Source organism: Promineifilum sp. (SeqCode), assembly GCF_041918635.1.
GTDB lineage: Bacteria > Chloroflexota > Anaerolineae > Promineifilales > Promineifilaceae > Promineifilum.
In genome coordinates, this window is record NZ_JAYRVJ010000400.1 from 1 (window position 1) to 4,340 (window position 4,340).

Here is a 4,340-nt window from a genome sequence, read left to right on the forward strand (position 1 = left end):
CCCCTACCAATTGCTATGCTTATTCTAACTAACGAACTACACCAATCCATCCGCGCCCACGGCGCGGCATCATACCCCTACGAGGGTTGCGGCCTGCTGTTGGGTCGGGCGGAGGACAGCCGCAACGTCGTCCTCGCCATCCAGCCGCTGCCCAACGTCTGGCCGGTGGAGAGCGAGAAACCGGAGCGCTTCCGCATCGCTGAGGACGACTGGCGCGACGCCGAACTGGAAGCGATGGGCGAAGGGCTGGACGTGATCGGCATCTTTCACAGCCATCCCGACCATCCACCGGTCGCCTCGCCGCGCGACCTGGCCTGGGCCAGCTGGCCGGGCTACTCGTATCTGATTACGCAGGTCATCGCCGGGCAGCCGGGCCTTAGCCGCTCCTGGCAACTCACGCCCGACCGGGGCAGTTTCGTTGAAGAAGAAATAGAAGAGGCTCACGCAAAGACGCAAAGAACGCAAAGCTTAGGAAGCTTCTAAGCTTTGCGTTCTTTGCATCTTTGCGTGAGATAGTTTCTGGAGGAGAGTTTATGACAACCATTCGCATTCCCACCCCCTTGCGCCCCTACACGGGTGGCAGCGGAGTGGTCAACGTCGCCGGCGGTACGGTCGCCGAGGCGCTGGCCGACCTGACCCGCCAACACCCACAACTCCGGCCGCACCTCTACGAGGGCGACGAGTTGCGCAGCTTCGTCAACGTCTACCTGAACAAGGAGGACGTGCGCGGCCTGCAGGGGCCGCAGACGACGCTGAAGGGGGATGACACGCTGATGATCATCCCGTCCATCGCCGGCGGGGCGTGAAGAGGAAGCCACAGATTTCACAGATGACACAGATAGGTTGATTGGTCGTTGGTCGTTAGTCAGCGTTACCAACGACCAACGACCAACAACTACCGACCAATACATGAGGATTATTGTGGAAACAACACCTCGCAAAGTCGATCACTCCGCGCTGAAGGTCAATCAGGCGTTCATTATCGCCCTGCTCATCCTGGCCTTCGTGCTCAACACGGTCTGGCTGGTGGTCTTCGTGGCCGCCGTCATGCTGCTGGGCACGGCCGTGCCGTCGCTGTCGCTGTTCAAGGCCATCTACCAGCGGGCGTTGAAGCCAGCCGGTCTGGTGAAGCCCGCCGTCATCGTCGACAACCCGGAGCCGCACCGCTTCGCACAGGGCTTCGGCGGCATCGTCCTGCTGGGGGCCATCGCCGCCCTCTTCGCCGGGGCGACGACGCCCGGCTGGACGCTGGTCGGGCTGGTTGTCGTGCTGGCGGCGCTGAACTTGTTCCTGGGCTTCTGCGCCGGCTGCTTTGTATATTACCAGTTGAACCGGCTGGGCGTGCCCGGCTTCGACCGCGGCCCGGTCGGGCAGGGTGGGTAGGCCCATGATCGAGCGCCTTGCCCTCGTCCTTATTCTGGTGGTCACAGCCGTCGCCGTCTACTACGCTCTGCGGCTGTGGCACATGCGCCGAATGCAACCGGTCGTCGTCGCTGAGCGGCCGACGCTGCTATACTTCTGCAGCGACACCTGCGCCGTCTGCCCGGCTCAGGGGCGGATCGTGGATCAGGTGGCGGCGCGATGGGATGGCCGCCTGCGCGTCGAGCGCGTCAACGCCGAACAGGAGCCGGAGACGGCCGCGCGCTACCGCGTCTTTACCGTGCCGACCACGATCCTGATCGACGGCCGCGGACAAGTGCGCCAGGTCAATTATGGCCTGACGGACGCCCACAAACTCGGCCGGCAACTTGACGCGCTTGGCGAGTGGGCTGTAGACGACGAACAACCGGCAATAGGCGACGATACCTCTTATCGTGGTCTGTCGTCGGTGGTCCGCCGCCCTCCTGCCGCAGAGCCTACCCAATAAAGGACTATCATGAGCATCCATGAACTGATTGACCCGGCCGCGTTGGCCGATATAACCCTGTCGCATGAGGAGATCAAGCGTTACAGCCGCCACCTGATCATGCCCGAAGTTGGCATGAGTGGGCAGAAGAAGCTGAAGGCCGCCAGCATCCTGCTCATCGGCGCGGGCGGACTGGGTTCGCCGCTGGCGATGTACCTGGCCGCAGCCGGCGTCGGCCGTCTCGGCCTGGTCGATTACGACACGGTCGACTATTCCAACCTGCAACGCCAGATCATCCACGGCACGAAGGATGTGGGCCGGTTGAAGCTGGAGAGCGCTAAGGAGCGCATCCTCGACATCAACCCCCATGTGCAGGTGGATACCTACGAAGTGCCGCTAACCTCGGCCAACGCGCTGGAGTTGTTCGAGCCGTATGACATCATCATCGATGGGACCGACAACTTCCCGACGCGCTATCTGACCAACGACGCCTGCGTGCTGCTGGGCAAGCCCAACGTCTACGGTAGCATCTTCCGTTTCGAAGGGCAGGCGTCGGTCTTCTATGCCCAAGAGGGGCCGTGCTATCGCTGCCTCTTCCCGGAGCCGCCGCCGCCCGGCCTGGTTCCCAGTTGCGCCGAGGGTGGCGTGCTAGGCGTGCTGCCGGGGACCATCGGGGCCATTCAGGCGACCGAGGCCATCAAGCTCATCCTGGGCGTGGGCGAGCCGCTCATCGGTCGCTTGCTGCTCTACGACGCGACGACGATGACCTTCGACGAGGTGCGGCTGCGTAAGAACCCCAACTGCCCTATCTGCGGCGAGCACCCGACGCTGACCGAACTGATCGACTACGAGCAGTTCTGCGGCGTGCCGGCCCACGATCACAGCCCGTACTCGGCCGGCCAGGAGAACGGCGCGACGATGCCGACCATCACGCCGCAGGAACTCAAGGCGCGGCTGGACGACGGCGACGACCTGTTCATCCTGGACGTGCGCGAACCACACGAGTGGGAGATCAGCAATCTGGGTAACCTGGGCGCGGTGCTCATTCCCAAGGGGCAAATCCTGGAGCACCTGGGCGAGCTAGACACAGCCCAAGAGATCGTCGTCCACTGCCAGATGGGCGGCCGCAGCGCGCAGGTCGTCCGCGAACTGCAACAGCACGGCTTCCGCAAGCTCTATAATCTGACGGGAGGGATCAACCGGTGGGCGCGGGAGGTGGATACGAGTTTGCCGGTGTACTAGTAGTCAGTATTCGGTAAGCAGCGTTCAGTAGAAAGCGGGCGCCCGGTGGAGATGACCGGGCGCTTCACTTATGGCGAGTTTGTTGTACTATTTTTAGCCCAGCGGTTAGGGTTTGCACTGGAAAGGCGCTCGGCCGCCGTAGCCCGCATCAGATCATCATCGGCTGACACAAAGACCAGTTCTTGCAGGCCAGCTCCCCGCAACGACTCGTTAGTGACTAGGGCCGTAGCGAGCTGCACGGCATCATAGCCTCGCAGTCGATGGTTTTGCGTTAACTCCACTGCTCGCCCGAGCACGTTTGCGGTCAGAGGCACCATCCGGTATTCGCGATCACAGTGGCGCAACATGAGGGCCACCGCCTCGTCGCGTTCCTTGATTGTTAGCTGGGAACCGGCACGCTGACGCGCAGCGATAGCCGCTGCCACTTCAACACGACTGATCTCGGCTAGAATAATCGTGTTAGCCGACGACGGATCGACAAGGCGGGCAATGTACTCACTGCCCGCCTCGGTAAGGTAGCGTTTGACAACTGCGCTAGCGTCGAGGAAATAGACTGTCACGCTCTAGGGCCTCGCATTTCGATGATTACTTCACTAAGTGGTTTCCCGCCGGCCCGATCCAGGGACGATTGGACGTCGTGGAGGGTAGCGGTCGTCGCCTCAGCTTTTTCCTTCTCGTTCGGCGCTAGATTTGTGAGCAAACCTGCCGCTCGCAATACCTCAGTCACTTGCTCTCGCTCCTGAGTAACTCCGATTGGCGTCTCGGCAAGTTCCCGCGCCAGCAACCCCTCTGCGACCTGCTGCGGTGTCTTTCCCAGCCGATCTGCGCGCCGACGAAGGCGGTCGTAGAGGTCAGTTGGCAATTCAAGGGTAAGGACTGTCATCTATCCACCTCGCGCTCCATTATAACATAAACATTCAGCGGCTGGCGCCTCGAGTGCACAAAGCGATTACGTCCTTGCGTTGTTGTGTTGAACATCACGGTCGTCTGCGGTCGTGCCCCGCTTGCGCTATAATCACCCCATGAAATACGGATTTGTTTTACCAAGCGGCGACGCGCGTACGGCGGCCGACATGGCCCGCGCCGCGGAACGGGCCGGCTGGGACGGCTTCTTCGTCTGGGAACCGATCTGGGGCATCGACGCCTGGGTGTGCCTGACGGCCGCGGCGATGGTGACAGAGCGCATCCGGCTGGGCACGATGATCACCCCCATTTCCCGCATGCGGCCCTGGAAGCTGGCCAGCGAGACGGC

The 4,340-nt window shown here is 62.2% G+C and carries 7 protein-coding genes; 6 read left to right on the forward strand and 1 reads right to left on the reverse strand.

Annotated elements, in window-relative coordinates:
* Nucleotides 1-15: 15 nt before the first annotated feature.
* The 5 genes from ACE3UY_RS12420 (at nt 16) to moeB (ending at nt 3,088) form a co-directional block, all read left to right on the forward strand.
* On the forward strand, nt 16-483 hold the full coding sequence (locus tag ACE3UY_RS12420; RefSeq protein ID WP_374687833.1) for a Mov34/MPN/PAD-1 family protein: 468 nt from the start codon (nt 16-18) through the stop codon (nt 481-483).
* 50 nt (nt 484-533) lie between these two features.
* Nucleotides 534-806, forward strand: coding sequence for a MoaD/ThiS family protein (locus ACE3UY_RS12425; protein ID WP_374687834.1), 273 nt, complete (start codon nt 534-536; stop codon nt 804-806).
* A gap of 115 nt (nt 807-921) precedes the next feature.
* Nucleotides 922-1,383, forward strand: a complete 462-nt coding sequence (locus ACE3UY_RS12430; protein WP_374687835.1) for a DUF4395 domain-containing protein — start codon at nt 922-924, stop codon at nt 1,381-1,383.
* A 4-nt stretch (nt 1,384-1,387) separates the two neighbouring features.
* Nucleotides 1,388-1,867 (forward strand): thioredoxin family protein, encoded by a 480-nt coding sequence (locus ACE3UY_RS12435; protein ID WP_374687836.1) that lies wholly within the window; start codon nt 1,388-1,390, stop codon nt 1,865-1,867.
* 9 nt (nt 1,868-1,876) lie between these two features.
* Nucleotides 1,877-3,088 (forward strand): molybdopterin-synthase adenylyltransferase MoeB, encoded by a 1,212-nt coding sequence (moeB, locus tag ACE3UY_RS12440; RefSeq protein WP_374687837.1) that lies wholly within the window; start codon nt 1,877-1,879, stop codon nt 3,086-3,088.
* Between the two features lie 68 nt (nt 3,089-3,156).
* Here the strand turns inward: moeB and ACE3UY_RS12445 are convergent, their stop codons facing one another.
* Nucleotides 3,157-3,648, reverse strand: coding sequence for a type II toxin-antitoxin system VapC family toxin (locus tag ACE3UY_RS12445; protein WP_374687838.1), 492 nt, complete (start codon nt 3,646-3,648; stop codon nt 3,157-3,159).
* A 462-nt stretch (nt 3,649-4,110) separates the two neighbouring features.
* Here ACE3UY_RS12445 and ACE3UY_RS12450 point away from each other — a divergent pair.
* Nucleotides 4,111-4,340 (forward strand): LLM class flavin-dependent oxidoreductase (locus tag ACE3UY_RS12450; RefSeq protein ID WP_374687839.1); only part of this gene is annotated, 230 nt, incomplete at its 3' end.